Annotated in this window: 24 protein-coding genes; 14 read left to right on the top strand and 10 right to left on the bottom strand. The window is 68.5% G+C overall.

The features are described from left to right. On the bottom strand, positions 1-484 hold a 484-nt coding region (locus CHC08_RS21540), incomplete at its 3' end, for an FAD-dependent oxidoreductase (protein ID WP_179282144.1). A 73-nt stretch (positions 485-557) separates the two neighbouring features. Between CHC08_RS21540 and CHC08_RS21545 the strand changes: the two genes are divergently transcribed. Both CHC08_RS21545 and mug read left to right on the top strand, forming a co-directional pair. Further along, complete coding sequence (locus CHC08_RS21545; protein ID WP_089209143.1) at positions 558-1,475, top strand: AraC family transcriptional regulator; 918 nt, start codon at positions 558-560, stop codon at positions 1,473-1,475. A gap of 50 nt (positions 1,476-1,525) precedes the next feature. Continuing rightward, positions 1,526-2,137, top strand: a complete 612-nt coding sequence (gene mug / locus CHC08_RS21550) for a G/U mismatch-specific DNA glycosylase (RefSeq protein WP_245878457.1) — start codon at positions 1,526-1,528, stop codon at positions 2,135-2,137. A gap of 189 nt (positions 2,138-2,326) precedes the next feature. On the opposite strand, the gene CHC08_RS21555 is transcribed toward mug, so the two are convergent. Beyond that, complete coding sequence (locus tag CHC08_RS21555; RefSeq protein ID WP_089209144.1) at positions 2,327-3,052, bottom strand: SDR family NAD(P)-dependent oxidoreductase; 726 nt, start codon at positions 3,050-3,052, stop codon at positions 2,327-2,329. A gap of 229 nt (positions 3,053-3,281) precedes the next feature. On the opposite strand from CHC08_RS21555, the gene CHC08_RS21560 reads away from it, so the two are divergent. Both CHC08_RS21560 and CHC08_RS21565 read left to right on the top strand, forming a co-directional pair. Continuing rightward, positions 3,282-4,163 (top strand): LysR family transcriptional regulator, encoded by an 882-nt coding sequence (locus CHC08_RS21560; RefSeq protein WP_089209255.1) that lies wholly within the window; start codon positions 3,282-3,284, stop codon positions 4,161-4,163. A gap of 216 nt (positions 4,164-4,379) precedes the next feature. Beyond that, positions 4,380-4,907 carry a YetF domain-containing protein gene (locus CHC08_RS21565; protein WP_089209256.1) on the top strand — a complete coding sequence of 176 codons (528 nt, stop codon included), beginning with the start codon at positions 4,380-4,382 and terminating at the stop codon, positions 4,905-4,907. 194 nt (positions 4,908-5,101) lie between these two features. Here the strand turns inward: CHC08_RS21565 and CHC08_RS21570 are convergent, their stop codons facing one another. Genes CHC08_RS21570 through CHC08_RS21580 form a run of 3 tightly spaced genes read right to left on the bottom strand, consistent with a single transcriptional unit; the run spans position 5,102 to position 6,890 of the window. Then, positions 5,102-5,659: a sensor histidine kinase gene (locus CHC08_RS21570; RefSeq protein WP_218825402.1), complete on the bottom strand. Its 558-nt coding sequence runs from the start codon at positions 5,657-5,659 to the stop codon at positions 5,102-5,104. Continuing rightward, positions 5,656-6,612, bottom strand: a complete 957-nt coding sequence (locus tag CHC08_RS21575) for a DUF1731 domain-containing protein (RefSeq protein ID WP_089209146.1) — start codon at positions 6,610-6,612, stop codon at positions 5,656-5,658. The genes CHC08_RS21570 and CHC08_RS21575 overlap by 4 nt, the downstream gene beginning before the upstream one ends. A gap of 29 nt (positions 6,613-6,641) precedes the next feature. Beyond that, complete coding sequence (locus tag CHC08_RS21580; RefSeq protein ID WP_089209147.1) at positions 6,642-6,890, bottom strand: transposase family protein; 249 nt, start codon at positions 6,888-6,890, stop codon at positions 6,642-6,644. Positions 6,891-7,165: 275 nt separating this feature from the next. On the opposite strand from CHC08_RS21580, the gene CHC08_RS21585 reads away from it, so the two are divergent. From CHC08_RS21585 to CHC08_RS21605, 5 genes are all read left to right on the top strand, one after another. Next, entirely contained in the window at positions 7,166-7,960 is a 795-nt protein-coding gene (locus CHC08_RS21585; RefSeq protein ID WP_089209148.1) for a YwqG family protein, read from the top strand. A gap of 261 nt (positions 7,961-8,221) precedes the next feature. Then, complete coding sequence (locus tag CHC08_RS21590; RefSeq protein ID WP_275937194.1) at positions 8,222-8,725, top strand: transposase; 504 nt, start codon at positions 8,222-8,224, stop codon at positions 8,723-8,725. Positions 8,726-8,864: 139 nt separating this feature from the next. Continuing rightward, positions 8,865-9,182 carry a hypothetical protein gene (locus tag CHC08_RS21595; RefSeq protein WP_089209149.1) on the top strand — a complete coding sequence of 106 codons (318 nt, stop codon included), beginning with the start codon at positions 8,865-8,867 and terminating at the stop codon, positions 9,180-9,182. A 173-nt stretch (positions 9,183-9,355) separates the two neighbouring features. Continuing rightward, complete coding sequence (locus CHC08_RS21600) at positions 9,356-10,093, top strand: hypothetical protein (protein WP_089209150.1); 738 nt, start codon at positions 9,356-9,358, stop codon at positions 10,091-10,093. 144 nt (positions 10,094-10,237) lie between these two features. Beyond that, complete coding sequence (locus CHC08_RS21605; RefSeq protein ID WP_179282145.1) at positions 10,238-11,194, top strand: carbohydrate kinase family protein; 957 nt, start codon at positions 10,238-10,240, stop codon at positions 11,192-11,194. A 319-nt stretch (positions 11,195-11,513) separates the two neighbouring features. Here the strand turns inward: CHC08_RS21605 and CHC08_RS21610 are convergent, their stop codons facing one another. Continuing rightward, positions 11,514-12,518 carry a helix-turn-helix domain-containing protein gene (locus tag CHC08_RS21610; RefSeq protein WP_089209152.1) on the bottom strand — a complete coding sequence of 335 codons (1,005 nt, stop codon included), beginning with the start codon at positions 12,516-12,518 and terminating at the stop codon, positions 11,514-11,516. 71 nt (positions 12,519-12,589) lie between these two features. On the opposite strand from CHC08_RS21610, the gene CHC08_RS21615 reads away from it, so the two are divergent. The 5 genes from CHC08_RS21615 (at position 12,590) to CHC08_RS21635 (ending at position 17,092) form a co-directional block, all read left to right on the top strand. Continuing rightward, positions 12,590-13,048 carry a rhodanese-like domain-containing protein gene (locus tag CHC08_RS21615; protein ID WP_179282146.1) on the top strand — a complete coding sequence of 153 codons (459 nt, stop codon included), beginning with the start codon at positions 12,590-12,592 and terminating at the stop codon, positions 13,046-13,048. A gap of 398 nt (positions 13,049-13,446) precedes the next feature. Further along, positions 13,447-14,430: an ABC transporter substrate-binding protein gene (locus tag CHC08_RS21620; protein WP_089209154.1), complete on the top strand. Its 984-nt coding sequence runs from the start codon at positions 13,447-13,449 to the stop codon at positions 14,428-14,430. Continuing rightward, a complete protein-coding gene (locus CHC08_RS21625; protein ID WP_089209155.1) occupies positions 14,427-15,215 on the top strand; it encodes an ABC transporter permease in 789 nt (262 codons plus the stop codon). The genes CHC08_RS21620 and CHC08_RS21625 overlap by 4 nt, the downstream gene beginning before the upstream one ends. Next, positions 15,212-16,006, top strand: a complete 795-nt coding sequence (locus CHC08_RS21630) for an ABC transporter permease (RefSeq protein WP_245878458.1) — start codon at positions 15,212-15,214, stop codon at positions 16,004-16,006. The genes CHC08_RS21625 and CHC08_RS21630 overlap by 4 nt, the downstream gene beginning before the upstream one ends. A gap of 81 nt (positions 16,007-16,087) precedes the next feature. After that, positions 16,088-17,092: a methyltransferase gene (locus tag CHC08_RS21635; protein WP_089209156.1), complete on the top strand. Its 1,005-nt coding sequence runs from the start codon at positions 16,088-16,090 to the stop codon at positions 17,090-17,092. A gap of 589 nt (positions 17,093-17,681) precedes the next feature. On the opposite strand, the gene CHC08_RS21640 is transcribed toward CHC08_RS21635, so the two are convergent. The 4 genes from CHC08_RS21640 to CHC08_RS21655 all read right to left on the bottom strand — a co-directional run bounded on the left by CHC08_RS21640 (position 17,682) and on the right by CHC08_RS21655 (position 21,587). Continuing rightward, positions 17,682-18,524: a hypothetical protein gene (locus CHC08_RS21640; protein ID WP_089209258.1), complete on the bottom strand. Its 843-nt coding sequence runs from the start codon at positions 18,522-18,524 to the stop codon at positions 17,682-17,684. Then, positions 18,524-19,321 (bottom strand): helix-turn-helix domain-containing protein, encoded by a 798-nt coding sequence (locus CHC08_RS21645; protein WP_089209157.1) that lies wholly within the window; start codon positions 19,319-19,321, stop codon positions 18,524-18,526. Before CHC08_RS21645 ends, CHC08_RS21640 begins: the two co-directional genes overlap by 1 nt. 137 nt (positions 19,322-19,458) lie before the next feature. Further along, a complete protein-coding gene (locus CHC08_RS21650) occupies positions 19,459-20,082 on the bottom strand; it encodes a DUF1707 SHOCT-like domain-containing protein (protein WP_089209158.1) in 624 nt (207 codons plus the stop codon). Between the two features lie 212 nt (positions 20,083-20,294). Continuing rightward, positions 20,295-21,587 carry a serine hydrolase domain-containing protein gene (locus tag CHC08_RS21655; protein ID WP_245878459.1) on the bottom strand — a complete coding sequence of 431 codons (1,293 nt, stop codon included), beginning with the start codon at positions 21,585-21,587 and terminating at the stop codon, positions 20,295-20,297. Positions 21,588-21,614: the final 27 nt, after the last annotated feature.

A 21,614-nucleotide genomic window follows, 5' to 3' on the forward strand; every position in this document is an offset into this window, starting at 1 on the left:
TGCTGGTCAGGGTGTGCTTGCTCTCGCGCAGGCCGGGGACGTCGGGGATGATCGTTTCGGCGCCGGTGTTGATCAGGATGGTCTCGGCGGAGACGATGAGGCGTTCGCCGCCGGCTTCGACGGCGACGGTGTGCGGGTCGAGGAAGGTGGCTCGGCCGGTGAGGACGGTTGTGGTCTCGGCGTTGTTCAGCGCCTCGTAGTTGCCGCGCCGAAACAGCGCGGTGAGGGCTTGGACCTCTTCGACCGAGCGTGCGTACCATTCCTGGGCCGGGTCGCTGGTGCGGCGTTTTTCGGCGTGGTGGACCAGTGCCTTGGTCGGCACGCAGCCGACGTTGGGGCAGGTGCCTCCGTACATCCGGTTCGATTGCTCGACGAGCACCACGCGCTTGCCGAGGCGGCCCATTGTGTTGGCGACGGCCTTGCCGCCCTTGCCGAAGCCGATGACAAGGAGATCGGCGTGAAGGGTGTCGTTGGTGGTGTCCATGCCTCCAGTCTCGATAGGTAGAATTGAGCTCACAAGGCTTATAAATCTCAATTTTCCTCGTGAGCGTCTCATCATGGATTCAGTCAGTCATCTCGTCCGCCTGGCGAGACCGCAGGCGACCCTGGACAAGCGCTGCCTTCTCGCCGGCGCGACCGTCATGGATGTGCCCCCGCAGGGTGAGGGCAAGGCGCACTTCCACGTCCTGCTCGACGGCGCGTGCGTGCTCGAGCTTCCCGATCGGCGCATCGAGCTTCAGCCGGGCGACGTCGTGCTGCTTCCCCGTGGCACGCCGCACCGCATCCGCACCACCGGAGCCGGGCACGGGCAAGGGATCATCGAAACTCCCGGCGGCGCGTTCTCCACCATCCGCAGTCAAGCGGGTGAGAGCGTGATCGACCTCTTCTGCGGGCACTACTCGTTCGGTCCCGGTGCGGGTGCCATGCTCTTTCGGAGCCTTCCCGACCCCTTGCGCGTGTCCTTCGCGGAATCCGGCGAGGCGAACGAAAACGTTCGGATGCTGAGCGCGATCATGCGACGGGAGGCGCAGAACGATGGACCCGGCACCACGGCCATCCTCTCGGCCCTCTGCAACGCACTGCTCGCGATGGTGCTGCGGACGTCGAATGGACGACTCGCCGAGACAGCGCTGTGGACCGCCGCCCACGACGAGCGGATCCGTGCCGTCATCGACGAGGTGTTTCGAGAGCCCGGCGCCGACTGGCCGATCGCGCGCCTGGCGCGAGTGGCGGCGATGTCGCGGGCCACATTCATCCGGCACTTCTCCCGCAGCACCGGAATGACCGTCGGCGCGTTCCTCACCCACGTCCGGTTGATGACCGCGGCCGAACTTCTCGCCGACACCGAGTTCACGGTCGCCTCGGTCGCCGCCGAAGTCGGCTACCGTTCCGAGTCCGCGTTCAGCCGGGCGTTCCGCATGGCGACCGGGTCGACGCCGGCACGGTTCCGCCGGAACCTCGAACACGCGGCGTGAACGATGCCCCGGATGCCCCGGTGCCTGAGACCGCGGACACGGTTCGCGGTGTGGTCCGAAGAACAGTGTCGTCTGAAGAATGCGAGTACGTCATCGAGACGCGTCCCTATCTGAAAGATGTCCTCGCCGAGGGCCTGGACGTCGTTTTTGTCGGCATCAACCCCGGGCTCGCGTCGATGGCCCGAGGGCACAGTTTCGCGACCCCGGGAAACCGGATGTGGCCTGCGCTGTACCGTTCCGGGTTCACGCCTCGCCTCTTCCGTGCCGAGGAGGAGCGAGATCTCCTCCCTCTCGGCGCCGGCATCACCAGCATCGTGCGCAGGCCGACGGCTCGGGCGGCCGACCTCACCCCGCAGGAGTACGTGGAGGGAGGCAGAGACCTGGTCAAGAGGATGGAGTCCTTGCGGCCCAGGTGGCTGGCTCTGCTGGGCGTCACCGGCTACCGCGCGGCCTTCGGCGTCTCCGGTGCGGTGGTCGGCCTGCGATCCGAGACCATCGCCGGTGCACGCGTGTGGGTCCTTCCGAACCCCAGCGGCCTCAATGCTCACTATCCGCCTCAGGCCCTCGCGGTCGAGTTCGCCAGGCTCCGTGTGGCGATCGGGCTGCCGGACCGGTCGGGAATCCTGGGCGACGGTCCTTTCGATACCCGGCAGCCGCAGTAGCCAAGCAGGTTCCCCGGTTTGGTCCGCGGTCGGCTTCCGCGGTTGCAGGTCGCCCATGACGACTTCGTCCCGCCTGGCCCCGCCGGCCCGCGTCAGGCCGTCCCGCGGCGCCGGCTCTCTGGGAACATAACGCACGACGAGCCGGACGTCCGCCCCGCGGGGTGAGCCGATCCCCGATCCGGGAGCACATCAGACCGCGGTGGCGCCGGCGTCGACATTGATCGTCGCGCCGGTGAGGTAGCTCGCGCGCGGGGACGCGACGAACAGGATGGCCTCGGCGATCTCATGAGCGCGGGCGGTGCGGCCCAACGGCAACGTCCTGGCGAGGTCCTCGATGCTCTCACCCCATTCGACGAGCACCCCGTCGGTCCGGGTCGGGCCGGGGGCAACGGTGTTGACCCGGATATGAGGGCCGAATTCCGCGGCCCACGTACGAGTGAAAGAGGCCAGCGCGGACTTCGAGGCGCTGTAGACCGATGCTCCGGGTATTCCCTTGGACGTGGCCATGGTGGTGACATTGACGATGTTGCCCCGGCCCCTTTCGAGCATGTGCGGCACAAGCTTGGCGACGAGGAAGTAAGCGCCGCGCACATTGGTGTCGAAAATCGTCTGGAAGCCAGCGATATCCTGCTCGACCGTCAGCGCGACCGGGAAGGCTCCGGCGTTGTTGACGACGACGTCGACCGGGCCGCTCTGCTCGACCAGCGAGCTCACCGAGTCCAGGTCGGCCAGGTCGGCCTGGACGAAGCGCACGCGCCCGGTGTCGTTGATCGCGTCGACGGCCTTTTTGCCCCGCTCGGTGTCGCGGCCGGTGATGATCACCTGCGCGCCCTCACGGGCGAACAGACGCGCGGCCTCCAGGCCGATTCCCGCGGTGCCGCCGGTGATCAGCACGATCTGGTTTGCGAATTCCATGTTGTCGAATCTCCGTTTTGGTTGACTTTCCCATTGCCGGCAAGGGGGCTCACCCGTACGAGGCGGCGCTCCTTTGGCGACTCATTGATGGCAACTTCCGCCGGTGACTCGCTATTGCCGATCGGATCCCGCCATTACCGATAGCGGCCATAAGCACAGCCGCTAGCTGAATCCGGCCGCAACCGCACACCAGGAAATCGACAACAATGAGGAAGTGGAGATACGAGAGATGCGTGCGTTCGTGACCGTGGTGGAGGAAGGGAGCCTGTCCGCTGCGGCCCGCAGACTGCATATGAGCCAATCCGCGCTGTCACAGACGGTGCAGACGCTGGAACGCCAGCTCGGTGTCCAGTTGCTCCTGCGCAGCCACACCGGGGCACGACCCACCGACGCGGGCAAGGTGCTGCTTCAGGAAGTTCGCGAGCTCATCGGACATCATGATCGAATCATGGCCGCTGTCAGCGGGCTGCCCGCGGCCACCGGATCGCTGAGAATCGGTGTGCCGCTCGAGCTTCCCGCCGATCTGTTGCCGACCGTGCTCACCGAGTTGAGCACGGTGCATCAGGACCTGAGAGTCGAGGTCCGGCACTCTTCGAGCGTCGTGCAACTGGCCGCGTTGCAGGCAGGCGAGCTGGACGTGGCGCTGGTCCGGGACCGGCCGGCAGATCCGCGTTTCGACGCCGTGCTCGCCGTCGAGGAGTCGATGGGGGTCATCCTCGCCACAGCGCGTTCGGAGGAGATCGCCGAGGCGGCCGGGGTCCGGCTGCACCGGCTCGCCGGGCTGGCATGGATCGGCTTCGCACGGTCGGACACGCCGGCCTGGTACGACCAGGTCGCGGCCACACTACGCGGTCACGGCGTCGCTGTCGCCGACCAGCCCGCCGACGAGGATCGGCCGGTCACTCCCGAGGTGAAACTCGCGGCCGTCGGTACGGGACGAGCATTCGCGTTCGCCTCGCCCGGCTGGGCCCGCCCACTGCCCGAGGGCATGGTGTGGCATCCGCTGATCGGCGATCCCATCGTCCGCAGAACATGGGCGGTCTGGTCGGCCACATCGCGGCAGCGCGAACTCGCCGCTCTGATCTCCGCCCTCGACGTCACCATGCGCTGAACCCCCACCTTCGCGATCCGCCCTCGTGATACCCGACGCTGCCCGCAAGGCGCTTCGCCATGGTCGAAGCGCCTTGCAGGTTTAGCCTGGTCGTATGAGACAGCCGTTGGAATCCGCGCCGCCCCGGGCCGTGACCGGCCAAGACTCCGGTATCGCCGGTCCGGGGAGCCGCCGGATCCTGCTCGCTCTCGACGGCGCCGGCTGAAGGTGGCCGTCATGGACAGCTTCGGCGACGCCCTGATCGGCGACTGGCACCGTGCGGCCCATGCCGCGGTCAAGGCGATCGCGTTGTTCGTGACCGCCGCGGTGGCGTTCCGGCTCACCGAGCGCCGGACCATGGCGGAGTTCGCCCCGTTCGACTGGGTCGCCGCCGTCGCGGTCGGTGCCATCGTGGGACGCACCGCCACGGCGACCGACGCCTCATGGCTGACCGGCACCGCGGCGCTGCTGGCCCTGCTCGCCGCCCACGCGGCCATCACCAGGATGCGGCTCGTACCGGCCATCAGCCGTCTGGTCGACCCACCATTGCGGATCCTGATCCACGACGGGCACGTCAACCTGCGCAACCTGCGCCGTTGCGGACTCACCAGAGCCGATCTCGACGCCGTGCTCCGCCAGCACGGCCACCACGGCCCGGACGGCATCCACCTCGCGATCTTCGAGGCCAAAGGCGCCGTCTCCGTCCTGCCACACCCCCCGGCCGCACCACCGGACCCGGCCTCTCCACCCGGGGGCGGACGGTAGCACCGGGCCGCCGGTCGCGACGGCGCGGCTGAGCTGTTCGCCCTCCGACGTGATCAAGGTTTTATGGTCGCCGAACGGGATCCGGCGCCGGTGAGGACCTAGCGGGGTGGGCGCGGTGTCCGCCAGGACGCGGAAGCTGCCGCGCAGCAGCGCCTGGTCATCGGCGACCAGCACGCGGATCACGCTATCCCAGGTCATGCGGGCTCCCCGTACGGCAGGCACGCCGACACCCCGAAACCGCCCCCGGGGCGGCGCCCGGCCGTGAAGGTCCCGCCGTACACGGCGACCCTCTCCCGCATCCCGATCAGCCCGTGGCCGGGCCGTCCCGGCAGAACCCGTCCGCCCGGCCCGTCGTCGGTCACCTCGATCCTGACCGTGCCCCGGGTGTCCTCGACCGTGACACGGCACCGGGCGGGGGCGGCATGCCTGACCACATCGGTCAGCGCCTCCTGCACGATCCGGTAGACCGACAGCTCGACTCCCTCCGGCAGGTCGGCCGCCCGGATGTCCAGCTCGACGTGGACCCCGGCCATCGCCGCCTGGTCGGCCAGACCGGACAGGCCGGCGAGGCCGGGGGAGGGAGAGAGATCGGGCGGCGCGCCGAAGTCCGAACGCAGCACGCCCAGCAGCTGGCGCATCTCGGTCAGCGCGTCCCGGCCCGTGGTCTCGATGACGCGCAGCGCGTCCCTGGCCTCCTCCGGCCGGGCCGCCGCGACGTGGGGCGACCCCGTTGATGAATGCCGAAGGCTCACTTGGTGAGGCCAGGCCCGCCGCGCACGCGTCGCACGAGGTCGTCGGCGGCTTCCGGCCACTGGGCGTGGTCGAAGGTGAAGCCCGCTTCGAGCAGGCGTCCGGGGACGACTCGGCGGCTTTTCAGCAGGAGTTCGGTGTCCGAGCGCAGCGCGAACGCGCCGAGTCCGGCCATCCACTTCGCTGCGGGCAGGCCCACCGCGACACCCCACGCGGCGCGCAGCACGCGCATGAACGTGCGCTGGGGTAGAGGAACGGGAGCGGCGAGGTTCACCGGCCCGTCGAGGTCGTCTCGGCCGGCCAGGAAATCGACGGCGCGGACAAAATCGCGGTCGTGGATCCAGGACACGTACTGCGCGCCGCCCGCGACCGGGCCGCCGAGGCCGAGCCGCGCCAGCCGTAGCAAGGCGTCGAAGACGCCGCCGCGATCGGGACTCATCACCATGGCAGAGCGCATGGCGACCTTGCGCGTGTGCGGGGTTTCGGCTCGCGCCTGCGCTTGCTCCCACGCTTTTGCGATCTTGACGCTGTAGGCCCAGTAATCCGGGACGCCGAATTCGGTGCCGCCGAGCACGCCGGTCGCCTCGTCGTTGGGCGCGTCGAAGCGGTGGGAGTAGACCGTGGCGGTGCTCATCTGCAGCCAGACCCGGGGAGGACGCACGGCGGCTGCGATCGCCTCACCCACCACCCCGGCGGAGTGCACGCGCGAATCCATCATGGCCCGCAGATTGGCTGCGGTGTAGCGACAGTTGACGCTGCGTCCGGCCAGGTTGATCACGATGTCGCTGCCGTCGATCTCCTGCGCCCATGGACCCAGGGTTTCGCCGTCCCAGCGGACTTCACGCTCGCGCACCGGCCTTCTGGTCAGGACCACAACGTCATGGCCTGCGGCGGTCAGCGCGCGATTCAGGATCGCACCTACCTGCCCGGTTCCCCCGGGTATCACTATCTTCATCAGGCTCCCCCTGGGCGTGTGGGACGAGCCTAACTCAGCGAGTTGAACGCGTTCAAAAGTGGGTCGATGCCCATTGAGGACTGCCAGAAGAAGCGGCGCACCTTCAACTCGACCTTGACCGGCCGCCCGCTCGTCGCCAGATCCCACACGGTCCGGCGATACCGGCTATGCACCCGGGGCGAGAACAGCCCACACTCAGGGCGCGAGGCCTCACTCGCCACGGTACGCGCCTCGATCAGCACGGTGTCACCGAGGGTCTCAACATTGAGGACATCCATCTCCCGCGGAGCGGGGCATAACAAACGAAGGCAGCAGGCGTTCTCGCTCGCCGGCGCATGCAGCACAATTGACCTCACGGCCACTCGTTGATGCCCGGGTTCTCGACAGACCAGATCGTTGACGAGCGGCGGCCTCTGCGCACGAGCCGTTACAAGATCACGATACAACGGAGAGGTGCGCCAGGATCTCCAGCTGGCCTCGCCCTGATGTAGGGCGTGGGTTGAATGTCCCCACACGGACTAAATGTCGGTGCACCGTGGCATGCTCCCCAGGTATGACGGACTTCACCGACCTCGCCCGAGCGCATCTGCCCGCTGACACCGCCGACCGGCTGCTCGCGCTGTTACGTCCGGCAATCCAGCTATCGATCGCTCAGGACGACCAGCCGGTGGTCGGGCGGCTGGGCGGGGCCGCGGACCTGCCGGAAGGCGTGTCCTGGCCGACCGGTCCGAGCTCGCATCCGCTGTCGCTCGTCGCCACCCTCGACTGTGCGCGGCTGGCTGCGTATGAGGTCGACATCGAGCTGCCCGGGGATGGCACGCTGCTGTTCTTTGTCGAGTTCGAGGGCGACGGCGATGCCGTGATCTACGTTCCTGTCGGGACGCCTACGCTTCAGCAGTCCGAAGGCTGGGTTTACCCGGAGGAGCCGCTTACCGCGCGAACCGTGCTCACCTGGCCGGACAATGTTCAGCCGGAGCTCGCCGAAGCATTTGGCGGAGGCTCGGCGGTGTTTCCTGCGATCTGGAACCATGTGTCAGCCGGACGGGAGTTCATGGAAGTGGTCGGCGAGTATGAGCGCCGCCACCATGGCTCACGGCACCAGGTCGGCGGCCATGCCATGGTCCTGCAGTCACCGTTCGAGGCCGTTGCCGCCGAACGTCAGGGCGCAGGCTGGTACGACGAAGAGTCGTTTTATACCGAAGCCCGTCAGTGGGTGGCGCTCCTTCAGCTGGACGAGACAGAGCACATGATCTGGGGCGACGGGGCGCACATCATCTGGGGCATACGCCGGGACCACCTCGCCACCCGCGACTTCTCCAGGGCAGTCTTCGACGTGCAGGGCCACTGACGTCCCGCCCACGCTCGGTATCACCCTGAGTAACTGATCATCGAGAGTGAGTCAGAGCCCATTAATTCCGCGCGAGCCACCGACGGTTTCTGGCTCTAGATCAAAGATGATCGGGATGCGACAGGATCCGGTCGACCTCCCAAACCTCGCCGAACGTGGCCAGGAACCGTTCCATGCCGTCACGACCCCGCCATGTCCCCGTTCCCGTGAACGGCAACCCGGGAGCCTGATGCAGAACTGGACAGAAAGATCGAAGAAGAGATCGCCCCTTTCGTTGATGCGGTCGAGCGCCTCGATGAGATTCCCGGGATCGGCCCGACCGCCGCCTACGCGATCATCTCCGAGATCGGCCTGGATATGAGCCGTTTCCCCACCGCCGGCCATCTGGCTTCCTGGGCACGTTTCGCTCCCAAAGCCAAGGAATCGGTGGGCAAGAAGAAGGGGCGAAACTCCACCGGTCACGGCAACCGGTACCTGGCGCGCGTGCTGGGCGAAGCCGCTGTGACCGCCGGAAGGACCGACACCTTCCTCGGCGAGCGCTACCGGCGCATCGCCCGGCGCCGGGGAAAGAAACGCGCCATCGTCGCGGTCGGCCGGTCCATTCTGGTCATCGTCTGGCACCTACTCAGCGATCCTCAGGCCCGATTCAAAGACCTGGGCGCCGATTTCTACCAGTCCCGGATCAACCCCGAACGCAAGAAACGCGATCACATCCGCCAGCTCGAAGCCCTCGGATTCACCGTCACCCTGGAACCCGCCGCCTGACCACAACCGCCCCGGCAGACCCCGACGCGACGATTACCAGCCCGGGGTCCGCTGCCGCCTGCCCACTGACTGTCCGATTTTCGGATCAGACATTGAACCTTTTTCATCCCGCCGATGGCGGTCCACAAGTCACAGCCTGGTGCTCGCCTCGGGCCTGTCGGTGGCCGTGATCGCGCTGGTCGCACTCGGCCTGGGAACGGTCATGCGATCCACCGCCGGAGCGATCGTCACCGTCTGCGTCCTGCTGTTCGTGTCGCCCCTGGCGGTGAACCTCCTCGCCGATCCGTGGAACGACCGGATCGCCTCGGTGCTGCCCTCCAACCTCGCCGCCCGGCTCGTGGATCATCCATCCGCGGTGGGAGGCCTGCCGCCGCTCGGCGCGCTCGCCGTACTGCCGGCATACGTGATCGTGGCCCTCGGCGCGGGGGCGGTTGTGCTCGCGAGAAGGGACGCGTGACCTGGAAGGTGAGAAGGGACACGTGACCTGGGAGGTCCCGCCGCCTCTATCTCGTGTGTGCCCGGAGTACGGCGATCTCCCTCTCCGGCCGATTGTCCTCCCCGCACGGAGGGAGTTGAATCGATGGGGTTCAGTCCGGCGAGAATCGCGTCGCTCGCGGAAGAAGGACAGTGATGGAAACCGATCAGGCATCACCCCCGGTCCGTGGCCGGAGGGGGTTCGCGAGCCCGGCGCTGGTGCGATTCCTGGCGGGACTGGCCCTGGTCGTCGCCGTGACGGTCCCGATCGGCGGCATCGCCTTCGCCGTGAACGGTGCGACGCAGGCTCATGGCTACATCACCGTCCCGGTGCAGGTCCGTTCCGTGGACAGCCTGCGGATCCCGCTCACCGATGGCGCGGGGGCCGGCACCGAGCACCCCTTGCGCCAGCCGGCCGAGGTCTCGGGCATCCTCCTGCGTCTTCCCGGACTCCCGGAAAGCAGCTGGCTGGAGGCGGGCACCGGCACGCTCATGCTGACCGCATGGGACTCCACGGTGGCGGAGCAGCTCGCCGGGCGTGGTGATGTCGCGCTGGTCGGCGTGTGCGCCGGACTTGGGGCGTTGCTGCTCCGCACGCTGCTGCTCTCCATCGCCGCCAGGCGCCCTTTCCGGTCCGGCAACGCCGCCAGGCTCGGTGCGATCGCCGGCCTGATCATGGTCGCCGCCGTCTCGGCGGAGGTGTTCCCCTACGTGGCCGGCGACCTCGTGCTGACCCGCCTCGGACTCGGCGGGCCGGACAGCCCGGTGAGCGCGCCGCCCGCCCTTTCGCTCGGCCTGGTCGCTCCCCTTCTGCTGACGCTCGTTGTGCTCACGGTGGCCGAGGGGTTCCGTCAGGGCGCCGAATCGGCCCGGGACGCCGGAGAGCCAATCTGACAACCCGCTCGAATAGTGGTCCCGTTGTCACCGCACCCCTTCACGGTGCCGGCGGGAGATTCCGCGGCTCGCCTGATCTTTGGAAGTACTGAGCCGTAGGGTGAAAAAAGCGCTTAATGCCCAATTGAGAGATGAAGGCGGCTGATGGTCGGCTATGACGTCCTGGTGGTCGGCGGCACCGGCGTGGACACGATCGTGCGTGTCGACGCGCTGGCCGTACCCGGGGGAGACTCCGTCGGCGTCCCTCCGATCCACGACTACGTGGGCCACTCCGGGAACGGCGTGGCACTCGGGTTCCACGCCCTCGGCCTGCGCACGAAGTTCGTCGACTTCGTCGGCGACGACCCGCAGGGGCGGCTGATCCTCGACAGGTACGCCGCGGTCGGGCTCGACTTCAGCCACCTGCCCGCACCCAACGGCACCCCGCGCAGCGTCAACCTGGTGGACGGCCAGGGACGGCGCTTCTCCTTCTACGACGGCAGGCACCCGGCGGACCTGAGGCTGCCGCCCGAGTTCTACCTGCCCTTCCTCGAACGCTGCGGGCACGTGCACATATCGCGTGCCTATCATCCCGGCACCGTGTTCGACGACGCCGAGCGTCTCGGCAGGTCCGTCTCGACGGACCTGCACTCCTGGGACGGCCGCGATCCCTGGGCGCACCCCTACGCCTTCCGCTCCGACCTGGTCTTCATGAGCGCGGCGACGGCCGGGGACCGGTGCGAGGAGGTGATGCGCCACATCCTCGACGAGGGTCGCGCCACCGTGGTCGTCGCGACCGACGGCGCCGACGGTTGCCGGATGCTGACACGCGCGGACGGTGTCGTACGGGCCTTCCCCGCGGTGACGCCCGAGCGGCCCGTCGTGGACAGCAACGGCGCGGGCGACGCGTTCAGCACCGCCTTCACCCGGGCGTGGCTGGCCGGCGCGGAGCCGGCGGAGTGCGTGCTGGCGGGCTCGGTCTCCGGGGCGTACGCCTGCGGCAGCCCGGGCACCCACGAGGAGATGATCGACGCCGCCACGCTCGACGCCGCCTGTGCCCGCCTGCGCCACGCGCGGCCGGAAGCCCCTCGGGAACGGCTGGTGCCCGTCACCCCTGAATGACCGGCATCCCCGTGCCCGGCCGGCGGGCTCAGGGGTCATAACCGGGTATGCCGATCATGGATTCTGAAAGTGACGGCGTGGGAGCTCTCAGACCGACTCCGGGCGACGGGAAGCAGGAGAGCGGCCGAAGCGACGGCGAGGAGTCCCAGCGTCACCACATTCAGGGCCTTGTCGAGGGTGTTGTACATGTGGAGGGTCACCGGCGCGGGCGGGCTCGCTGCCGGGCGCCACTGCGCTCGATGCGCGGCCGTGGTCGTCGGTGCGGGCTTCACCGGGCTGGAGACCGGCGAGGGCCGAGACGGTCCTCGGCGCTGTCCCGCTACAGGGCTCGCGAGGCCGGCCCCACCTCGCCGGTGTGGAACGCCCGGCGGTAGGCGGTGGGGGAGGTCCGCATGATCCGGCCGAAGTGGTGGCGGTAGGTCACGGCGGTGTCGAAGCCGGCCGCGGCCGCGATCTGTTCGACGGAGGCGTCGCTGGTCTCCAGCAGGGGAAGGCTGGCCTGCACCCGCTGGGTGATGAGCCAGCGGATGGGACTGGTCCCCGTCGCTCTCGCGAAGTGGCGCAGGTAGGTGCGCGTCGACATGTGCGCCTGGCGGGCCAGGGTCTCCACGGTGAGGGCCTCGGGGAGATGCTCCAGCGCCCAGGCCATGCTGCGGGCGATCCGGTCGTCGCCGGGGCCCGCGGTCACGGGCGTCTCGATGTACTGGGCCTGCCCGCCGTCGCGGTGGGGCTGGATGACCAGCCGGCGGGCGACGGCGTTGGCGATCGCCGCGCCGTGGTCCTTGCGGACGAGGTGCGTGCACACGTCGAGGCCGGCCGCACTGCCCGCGCCGGTGATCACGTCGTGCTCGTCGACGTAGAGGGCGTTCGCGTCGACGCGGACCTTGGGGTAACGGCGGCGCAGCAGATCGGCATGGCGCCAGTGGGTGGTGGCCCGGCGTCCGTCGAGCAGTCCCGCGGCCGCCAGCGCGAACGCGCCGGAACAGATGGAGACGACGCGTGCCCCCCGCCGGTGCGCCAGCCGCAGTGCCGCTGTCAGCTCCGGTGCCGGATCGCCGGTCACGTCGGGGACGCCGGGGACGATGACCGTGTGAGCCGCCGAGAAGACCTCCAGGCCGTGCGGGGTGTTCAGGAACGCGCCGCCGACGACGCGTACCGGCCCCGGCCCCTGCGAGCACACCGTCAGGTCGTACCAGGGGACGTCGAGCTCCGGACGGGGCAGGCCGAACACCTCGGTGACGATGCCGAGCTCGAAGGCGGACATGCCGTCGTAGGCCAGTACGGAGACGGACCGGCCAGGGCGGGTGATTTGCGAGACATGCATGGCGTTAACTTAGCGAACGGCGTCATTCACGCCACTGTCCGAGAGGCTTCGTCCCCGCCAGGATCGTGGGCATGTCCTCCGTACTCTCCATCCCGCCGGCCGCGCCGGCGCAGGCCGCCGCCCACTTCGCGGCCCGGCTGTCCTTCGAGACCGATGTCAGTGACGTTCACGCCGACCTGGAGGCCCGTGCCCCCGGAGTCGTCGTGATCGACTCCCGCAACACGCAGGCCTGGGAGCAGGGCCACCTGCCGGGCGCCGTACACCTGCCGACCGCGGAGATCGCCGCGCGGGCGCCGAGCCTGATCGATCCGGCCGCGGTCGTCGTCACCTACTGCTGGGGGCCCGGCTGCAACGGCGCGACCCGGGCCGCGCTGGCGTTCGCCACGCTCGGCTACCGGGTCAAGGAGATGATCGGGGGTTATGAGTACTGGGTGCGGGAGGGTTTCCCGGTGGAGACGGCCGAGGGCCGCCACGCCCGTCGGGTCGACGACCTGACCGCCCTCTCGTCCGGCATCGCGTGCGACTGCTGATGCGAGCGGCGGCGAGCTGAGGCGACCACGATCGACCACCTTCACACAACTTACTTTTGTCTCAAAATGTCACATGTCGGTTGTAATCAGACAATGGCCTTTCGTTCGGTGACCGCGCAATTCCGCAGAGTTGCGAAATGTGTTTCTTGACATGTCCCATAGTTCCCGCTAAATAACTCCATCCACCGGCCGGGGTGGTTAGCGGGTAGTTCACATATTGCATATTTGATATTTAAAGGAGTTGGGCAATATATTTGCAATTGGGGCGATCTTCTCCCTATTCTGATCCGCGGTCGGCATAGTCCTTGATCCCGTACCTTCGGGGGTCCCCTCATGCCGTCCGGCGAGTTGCACGGCGAGTTCCGTCCGACGCGATCGAACGCAGCTAAGGAGACCTCATGAGGTTCGGACTTGCGAGCCGGGTGGTCATCGCAGGCGTCGCCGCCACTCTGGCGCTGAGTGCCTGTACCGGTTCCGGCGAATCGGCAGACACCGCGGCGAACACGGGTGGCCTGGAGAAGACCCAGCTCAAGATCGGGGCGTTACCCATCCCCGACTCGGCCGCGCTCTACATCGCGAACAGCAGGGGCTTCTTCAAGGAAGAGGGCCTCACCGTCACCATCGAGTCGGTCGCGGGCGGGGCGCAGGCCCAGCAGGCCCTCGTCGGAGGCTCCCTGGACGCCACCCAGACCAACTACGTCTCGGCCTTCCTCGCCGTCTCGGCCGGCATCAAGATGAAGGTCATCTCGGACCTCTACCAGGCGGCCCCGGACGCGTTCGACATCATGGTGCCCAAGGACTCCCCGATCAAGACGCCCGCCGACCTCAAGGGCAAGAAGATCGCGGTCAACAGCAGGAAGAACGTCGGGACCCTGGCGGTGACCGCGCTGCTCAAGACCCAGGGGCTCGCCGAGACCGACGTCGAGTTCCTGGAGTTCCCCTTCCCCGAGATGGCGGACAAGCTCAAGACCGGCATCGTCGACGCCGCGTGGATGACCGAGCCGCACCTGACCGCCGTCCAGAAGACCATCGGCGCCCGGAAACTCGCCGACACCATGGTCGGCCCCCTGGCGGGCTTCCCCGTCGCCGGCGTTGTCGTCATCGAGGAGTTCGCGAACAAGAACCCCAAGACGACGGCCGCCTTCCAGCGGGCGATCGCCAGGGCCCAGCAGATCTCCGCCGCCGACCGCAAGGCCGTCGAGGAGATCCTGCCGACCTATACCAAGATCGACGCGGCCACGGCCGCCGTCATCACGCTCGGCACCTTCCCCACCGGCGTCGACGAGGCCCGCCTGCAGCGGGTGGCGGACGTGATGCTGGAGCAGGGCTACCTGAAGAGCAAGATCGAGGCCAAGTCTCTCCTTCCCGGAAACGCCGGGTGATCGAGCGCAACCCCCTCGACAGCAGACTGTTCTGCGGCGCCGCCGGCGTCGCGGGACTGTTCTGCGTGCTGGAGGTCGCCGGCCGGACCGGGCTGATCGACCCGCTCGCGTTCCCGCTGGCCTCCACGGTGGTGGGCCGGGCGGCCTCGCTCGTGGCCGACGCGGAATTCCTCTCCGACGTCGCCTCGACCCTCGGCGTGTGGGCCCTCGGCCTGCTGGTCACCGTCGCGGTCGCCGTACCCGCCGGGTTCCTGCTCGGAAGCCTGCCCCGTGTGGAGAGCGCGCTCCGGCCGATCACGGAGTTCCTCCGCCCCATCCCGTCGATCGCGCTGATCCCGCTGGCCCTCACCCTGTTCTCCGACAGGTTCGACATGAAGATCACCCTGATCGCCTACGCGGCGGCCTGGCCCGTCCTGATCAACACGATGTACGGCCTCAAGGACGTCGACCCGCTCGCCAAGGAGACGCTGCGCAGCTTCGGGTTCGGCCGGCTGGCCGTGCTCTGGCGGGTGTCGCTGCCGAGCACCGCGCCGTTCATCGCCACCGGCGTCCGGCTGGCCTCCGCGATCGCGCTCATCGTGGCGATCAGCGTGGAACTGCTGGGCGGCGGCTCCGAGGGCATCGGCAGTTTTGTCCTGGAGACGGCCGGCGACCTGAACCCGATGGAGTACATCATCGCCGCCGCCCTCTGGGCCGGCGTCATCGGCGTGGTCACCAACGGCCTGTTCGTGCTGGCGGAGCGGCGCATCTTCCGCTGGCACAGCGCCCGTACGGAGGCGGCGTGACCAACGGCGTGCTGCGCGTCATCGGCCGCCTGTGGCCGGTGCCGGTGGCCCTGGTGCTCTGGGAGCTGATCACCCGCGGCGCGGAACTGCCGGCCTTCCCGCCGCCGTCGCGGATCGCCGCCGCCATGCACACGATGTGGCTGACCGGCCCCGCCGAACGGCTCTGGCTCAGCGACGCGGCACTGACGAACATCCCGGCGAGCGTCGGCCGCTTGCTGGCCGGATGGGCGCTGGCCGGAGCCGCCGGAGTCACGCTCGGGGTCGCGCTGGGCCGCTCCCCGCTGCTCTTCCGCTTCGTGGACCCCCTCATCCAGTTCGCCCGGGCCATCCCCCCGCCCATGCTGCTGCCGTTTTTCATGGCGCTGTTCGCGATCGGGCCGCGGATGCAGATCAACGTGATCGCGTTCGGCATCGTCTGGCCGATTCTGATCAACGCCTGCGAGGGCGCCCGGCACGTCGACCGCCAGCACCTGGACGCCGCCAGGGTCTTCGGGCTGCGCGGCAGGGAAAGACTGCTCCGGATCATCCTGCCCTCGGCCATGCCGAAGATCTTCGCCGGGCTGCGGGTCAGCCTGTCGCTGGCGCTGATCCTCATGGTGATCTCCGAGCTGGTGGGCAGCACCGACGGGATCGGCTTCCAGCTTCTGGACGCCCAGAGATCGTACGACCTGGCGGGTGTGTGGGGGAGCATCGTGCTCCTGGGCGCCCTGGGCTACGCGTTCAACGCGGCGTTCCTCGCGGTCGAACGACGTGTCCTGTCCTGGCACCGCTCCGCCCGGCAGCCGGCCTGATGCCCTGCCACCCCCGAGATCACGGAAACCGAACAGGCCCGCCGAAAGACCACATCGGCGTGCCGGATGAAAGGAACACGAATGAGCGACCCGCAAGCGCCGATCTGGGATGCGATCGGCGGGGTCTCCCGCTTCACCGCCCTGGCCGCGATGGCCGAACTGGGCTGCGCCGACCACCTGCGAGAAGGTCCTCTGAGCGTCGACGAGCTCGCGGCCCGCTGTGACGCGGACCCGTCCGCGCTCGGCAGGATGCTCCGCCAGCTCGTCTCCATGGGCATCGTCGCGACGACGGCCCCCGGGATCTACGAGCTGACCGAGGCCGGCTCCACCCTCCGCAGCGACGCGCCCAACTCGTTGCGCCCCGCCGTACGAATGATCATCGAGGAGGGCTTCTGGTACGGCATGGGCAAGCTCCCGCTGAGCGTGCGCACCGGCAGGTCGGGCTTCGCCGAGCACCACGGGCCCCTGTACGGCTACCTCAAGGCCAACCCCGAGGCCGGAGCGCTGTTCGACGACTACATGACGTCCAGGGCCTGGCCGTTCGCGGAGGCCGTGGCGTCCCGCTACGACTTCTCCGGTGTGCGCACCCTGGTGGACGTGGCCGGAGGCAAGGGGCACATCCTGGCCGCCATCCTGAACGCCTATCCGGAGATGCGCGGAGTGCTGTTCGACCAGGAGCAGGTGGTCAAGGGCGCCTCGGAGTTCTTCGCCGAGGCTGGCCTTGAGAACCGGTGTGAATACGTCGGCGGCGACTTCTTCGTCGCGGTGCCCCCGGGTGGGGACGCCTACCTGCTGGGCAGCGTGATCCACAACTGGTCCGACGAGGACGCCCTGCGGATCCTGCGCAACATCAGGAGCGTCATGGCCGACGACGGCCGCGTGCTGCTGGTGGAGATGGTCGTCCCCGACGACGACCTTCCCCACATCAGCAAGGACCTGGACATGCGGATGCTCGCCCTGTTCGGGGAGGGCATGGAGCGCAGCACCTCCGAGTACGGCGAGCTGCTGAGCAGGGCCGGTTTCCGGCTCACCCGGCAGATCGAACTGCCGGGTGGGGCCGCCGTCGTGGAGGCACTGCCGATCTGAGCGCCGCGGGATCCGCTCAGCGGATCCCGCGTCCGGTGGCCGCGGGCACCACGGGGGCCGGTGGCGTGAACCTTCACGTCACCGGCCCCCGGCACCTGGGCACCCACAAAGTCGGTGAGCCCGAGGAGAGCCGGCGGGGCCTGCCTCATGCGGACCCGAATCTGCTCGCCGTCCAGGGAATGAGCGCTCACTGAGCCGGACCCGGATCCCTGAAAAGGGATCGTGCCCCGGGAAGGTCGGGACTGTCCGTCGACCGGTAAATACATATGCGAGGATCCAGTTACATGAAGTGATTTCTTATAGTCGGACCTCTTGGCTGGACGCAATGCCCGGACCGGCCGCATGGGAGTGGGCATTTCACGCCGGGGCCAAGGCTCTTCGCCTGGGTTCTGTCACCTGGGGATTTCATGAATTCGCATATAGATGGCTTTTTAAGCCTTCGGCAACCGGTGCTGTGGAGCAAGGGGTCGAGCCATAACCGCGATCATGCCAGCCGGGCTCACCGTTATGAAGTGATATTTGCGGAAGTATCGGGGCTGTTGTTGTGATCGCTCTGAGCCCGTAGTCCTGTCGGCGTGGGCGTCGCGGGTCAGGGGGCGTCGCGGGGCTGGAGGGGCCGCAGGGCGTTCAGGGCGGCGTTCGGGGTGTCGGCGAAGAAACGGATCGTGGTGACCTCGACGCGGCTGCCGAGGGGCCGGACGGCGATGATCGGTTCCGTCAACTCGACGATCACGTTGGTCTGGGAGGACACCGCCACGCCGAGCCGCCCGTCTGCCGCGGTGACCATGCCGGACTCGTTGTAGTTGCGCGACAGCCGTACCGAGGAGATCAACTCGCGGGGGACGCGCAGGTCGAAGTACGCGCCGTAGCGGATGCGCAGTTCGTCGGGGGTGACGACGTGGGGCCGGGTGACGCAGGCCGCGCCGAGCGCCAGCCCGAACACGATCCCGTAGAGGTCGATCACCAGCACCAGGACGCGCAACCCGTCCGAGACGTCGAGCGCGATCAGCAGCAGATCCACCGCCACCGTCTCCACGATCATCGCGAACAGGATCACCAGCAGCAGCGGCGTCTGCTCCTTCGAGTACGGCACGGCGGTGGCTCCGGGCGGCACGCCGTTGCGGCGTCGCCCGATCCACAGGACGAGGCTCACCACGCCCTTCAGCTCGAACTCCGTGGCCTTGCGCACCTGTACGGGCACCAGGCGATGGAAGGTCGCCAGGAGCGCCGCCCGCGGGCCCGCGCCGCCCCGGCGTTCGGACCGGAACAGCCGGTACGCGGTCACCGCCTCCAGCACGAACACCGACACTACGGCCAGCTCGGCCACCACGACCACCGGGACGGGCAGGGACACCCCCGAGAGGAGCAGGGTCACGAGCAGCAGCTCCGCGGGCAGTACGGCGAACAGCGCGGCGCGCGCGATCCTGAGCATCACATTCTCTCCTTCAGCAGGATCATGACGAGCCGGAACACCTCGACCTGGGCGGGGGACACCTCGGCGTGCATCGTCTCCATCCACCGCCGGCCCTCCGTGTCCTCCACCGGGCCGGATCCGGGCGGGCGCAGATGCTCGGGAACCGAGTCCAGATTCGCGACTATCACCGTCGCCATCTCCTCGGGGACATGGGCGGCGAGGTCGGCGGCGAGCACGGCGACGCGAGGATCGCCGGGGTCCGCGTCGGCGAGTTCGTCGAGCCGTCTGTAGAGGGCGTGCGATCGAGCGAGGGCGTCGGGCTCGGTGAACGGGCGCATCAGGTCGAGCATCCGAGCCCGGTCGGCGGGGTCGGCCACGGTGTCCATCAGCGCCAGCAGCTCACGGTCGATCTCGGCGAACTTCGAGCCCTCGGCGGGGAGGTCACGCAGCACCGCCGCCATGTCGGGAGAGATCGTCGAGTCGGGATGCAGGTCTGTCTCCGTGAGCAGCACGGCCAGCCGGTTCCGGCTGGCGCCGATCGCCTCCTGCTGCCTGGCCAGGTCGGCGTCGAGCTCCAGGAGCACCTCACGCAGCTCCCGGCCCCGGTCGTCGGCCAGGACGTCACGGATCTCGTCCAGCGACAGGCCCAGCTCGGTCAGCCGCCGCACGCGGGCAAGGGCCACCGCATCACGGAGCCGGTACTCCCGGTAGCCGTTGGCCAGCCGTACGGGTTCGGGCAGGAGACCCAGGTGGTGGTAGTGGCGCACGGTCCGGGTGGACACCCCGACCAGCGCGGCAAGCTCGCCGATCCGCATGCCCTCATTAGAAACGTTGACGCTACGACAAGGTCAAATCGGCATCCGCTGTGCATCGGCCCCGCTGCCCGCGGGGCGGGTCGGCGGCGCGTTCCGTTCCTCCGCGGTGAGACTCGAGAGCCGCGAGGGTGCGGCTCTCACGACTCGAGCTTCTTGTTGTTCTTACGCGACTTGCGCTTGACGTCGACCCCGCCCATGAGGGCCATTCCGGTGACCACGATCCTGGGCGCGTTCGGCCGGCCGACTCCGCTCGCCTGGTCGCCGAACCCGCCCATGATCCCGACCCCGGTGACGAACACCTCGGCGTCCTCGGGCACGATCACCTCGATGCCTCCCATGAGGGCGAACGCCCGGATCTTTATCTCACCGCCGGTGAACACCGCCTCACGCAGGTCGATCTTGCCGCCGCCCCAGAAGGCCAGGGCGGTGAAGTTTCTGGGAGCCCGCCAGCGGCCGGTGCGGTTGAACCCGCCCATGATCCCGACGGCGACCGTGCTGGTCGGCGCGCCCGCCTGCCCGCCGGCGTAGTTGTCGGTGTAGCTCTGGGCGGCCGCCGAGGTGGGGAGGTCCGGCAGGTCGCGGGTGAGAAGTTCCAGATCGGCGTAGGTCTTGGCGGTGTAGACCTCGCTGAGCCTTTCCTGGAACTCTTCCATGGTCAGCCGGCCGTCGCCGGCCGCGTTGCGGAGGATTGCAGCAGTTTGGTCGCGGTCGCCGTCAGCGGCTCGTATTTCCCGCGGATCCCGGTCCGGAAGGCTCGACATACTTGGAGACTAGATGATCGGTTCAGGGGGCAGGAACACGGGCGACAGGCGATCGCAGAATGAATGGACGGCTCCGTTCCGCCGCCCATTCCACGGTGTCTCCCACGGCGAGTTCTCGATCAGAGGCGAACGGCGTGACGAGGTCCGCCGCCGGGGGCCTGCCTCTCGCCGGGTGGTTCGCGGAGACCGGGGTGAGGCGGACGGCTTCCCGGTCAGAAGTAGGTGGAAGTGAGGTCGGTCGTCGGCCACGAGGTCACCGCGCCCGCCGCCTTGCCGAGAATCGGGTCGATCCCGTCGAAGTCGGGCGAGCCCGTCTCCTCGCGGCGGTTGAACACGGCGCAGTAGGAGACGCCGCTGCTCAGCCGGGCCAGGAAGGTGAAGGTGCCGGGCATCGACCCGGTGTGCCAGGTGTTGAGGCCGCTGCCCGAGGTCCGGACATACCAGCCGCCGCCGTACCAGGATCCGCCGCTGGTGATCCCGGTCTCCGGCTTGGCGAACAGTTTGGCGATCGAGGTCGCGTTGAGCACCGGGCCGGCGGCGTCGAAAACGGTGGAGAACTTCACCATGTCCACGGCGGAGGCGAGCCAGCCGCCGTTGGCATCCTGGTTGGGCATGTTGAACCCGCCGTAGGGGAACGGCACGCTGGCGCCCGACTCGTCCACCACGGACTTGGCGGTGTACTGCGACTCGTAGGGCACCTCGGTCGAGACGGCCTCCGACTTGAGGCTGCGGCCGAGTCGCATCCGGCTGATGCCGGCCGGAGCGAGGAGCTTCTGCTTGACGTACGACTCGTAGCTCAGACCGGAGACCTTCTCGATGATCCGGCCGAGCAGCATGTAGCCGTAGTTGCTGTAGACCATTTTGGAGCCGGGGGCGAAGTCGAGGGGGCGGGCCGTGGCGTAACGGATGATGTCCGCGTGGTCGATCGGCAGCGGCACGTCCAGCGTGGCGGAGATCTGGTGGTCTATCCAGAGCTGGTCCACCGAGGCGTCCCGGTCCCAGCCGCCGAGGTGCTGCATCAGGCGGAGCACGGTCACCTGCTGCAGCCGGGGGTCGGCCGTGGCCGAGAGCCCGAGCAGCGTGGTGACCGGGGAGGACAGGCTGAGCTTGCCGTCCTGGACCAGGCGCATGATCGCGGCCGACGTGATGTGCTTGCTCAGGCTCGCGACGCGGAACAGCGAGGTCGGGGCCACCGGCGGCGGAATCGGCGAGCCGTTCCTGAACCGGTAGCCCCGGGCCAATAGGATCTTGCCCTTCTTGGCGACCGCGAGCTGCGCGCAGGAGATCTTGCGTTCGGTGATGAAGGTCTTCATGGCGGTGTCGAACACCGCCAGGGCGGCGGGGACGACGCCGGAGACGGTCATGACCGGGACCACGATCGGACGGGCCGTGTAGTGAGGGGTAGGAGGCAGCAAGGTGGGCCGGGGGGAAGGAGGCATCAGCCCGAGGGCGGGGACGATTCCCGCACCGACCTTGAGCATGTTCCGGCGGCTGAGCGGCGTCACTTCCGGCCTCCTGAGTCACTTAAGCAT

It is taken from the genome of Streptosporangium subroseum (genome assembly GCF_900188345.1).
GTDB classification, from domain to species: Bacteria; Actinomycetota; Actinomycetes; order Streptosporangiales; family Streptosporangiaceae; genus Streptosporangium; species Streptosporangium subroseum.

Bases quoted from the DNA above. Each gene is read 5' to 3' on its own strand.
- CHC08_RS21545 (WP_089209143.1), top strand. From the start codon at position 558: ATGGATTCAGTCAGTCATCTCGTCCGCCTGGCGAGACCGCAGGCGACC.
- CHC08_RS21555 (WP_089209144.1), bottom strand. From the start codon at position 3,052: ATGGAATTCGCAAACCAGATCGTGCTGATCACCGGCGGCACCGCGGGA.
- CHC08_RS21560 (WP_089209255.1), top strand. From the start codon at position 3,282: ATGCGTGCGTTCGTGACCGTGGTGGAGGAAGGGAGCCTGTCCGCTGCG.
- CHC08_RS21565 (WP_089209256.1), top strand. From the start codon at position 4,380: ATGGACAGCTTCGGCGACGCCCTGATCGGCGACTGGCACCGTGCGGCC.
- CHC08_RS21575 (WP_089209146.1), bottom strand. From the start codon at position 6,612: ATGAAGATAGTGATACCCGGGGGAACCGGGCAGGTAGGTGCGATCCTG.
- CHC08_RS21580 (WP_089209147.1), bottom strand. From the start codon at position 6,890: ATGGATGTCCTCAATGTTGAGACCCTCGGTGACACCGTGCTGATCGAG.
- CHC08_RS21585 (WP_089209148.1), top strand. From the start codon at position 7,166: ATGACGGACTTCACCGACCTCGCCCGAGCGCATCTGCCCGCTGACACC.
- CHC08_RS21600 (WP_089209150.1), top strand. From the start codon at position 9,356: ATGGAAACCGATCAGGCATCACCCCCGGTCCGTGGCCGGAGGGGGTTC.
- CHC08_RS21605 (WP_179282145.1), top strand. From the start codon at position 10,238: ATGGTCGGCTATGACGTCCTGGTGGTCGGCGGCACCGGCGTGGACACG.
- CHC08_RS21610 (WP_089209152.1), bottom strand. From the start codon at position 12,518: ATGCATGTCTCGCAAATCACCCGCCCTGGCCGGTCCGTCTCCGTACTG.
- CHC08_RS21615 (WP_179282146.1), top strand. From the start codon at position 12,590: ATGTCCTCCGTACTCTCCATCCCGCCGGCCGCGCCGGCGCAGGCCGCC.
- CHC08_RS21620 (WP_089209154.1), top strand. From the start codon at position 13,447: ATGAGGTTCGGACTTGCGAGCCGGGTGGTCATCGCAGGCGTCGCCGCC.
- CHC08_RS21635 (WP_089209156.1), top strand. From the start codon at position 16,088: ATGAGCGACCCGCAAGCGCCGATCTGGGATGCGATCGGCGGGGTCTCC.
- CHC08_RS21640 (WP_089209258.1), bottom strand. From the start codon at position 18,524: ATGCTCAGGATCGCGCGCGCCGCGCTGTTCGCCGTACTGCCCGCGGAG.
- CHC08_RS21645 (WP_089209157.1), bottom strand. From the start codon at position 19,321: ATGCGGATCGGCGAGCTTGCCGCGCTGGTCGGGGTGTCCACCCGGACC.
- CHC08_RS21650 (WP_089209158.1), bottom strand. From the start codon at position 20,082: ATGTCGAGCCTTCCGGACCGGGATCCGCGGGAAATACGAGCCGCTGAC.